Annotated in this window: 1 protein-coding gene; it reads left to right on the forward strand. The window is 36.0% G+C overall.

Annotated elements, in window-relative coordinates:
• On the forward strand, window positions 1-225 hold a 225-nt coding region (locus GQR38_RS19995), incomplete at both ends, for a DUF4198 domain-containing protein (protein WP_165738013.1).

Genomic DNA, 225 nt, shown 5'->3' on the forward strand with positions numbered 1-225 from the left:
ATGCTTACCAAGCTGATGTTAAGTTGCGAGGATTAGGTGATTACGTGTTTATCGCACAACCATCTCCTTATTTCGAAGAAGAAGAAGATCTTTATATTCAGCAAATCACTAAAACGATTGTTAATGTTGGTAACCTACCAACAGATTGGAATACAGATTTTGGGTTAAGTGCTGAAATTGTGCCTTTGACTAAGCCTTATGCTATTTACGAAGGTGGTATTTTTA

Origin of the sequence: Pseudoalteromonas sp. c7(2019), assembly GCF_011378625.1 — a bacterium.
GTDB classification, from domain to species: Bacteria; Pseudomonadota; Gammaproteobacteria; order Enterobacterales; family Alteromonadaceae; genus Pseudoalteromonas; species Pseudoalteromonas arctica.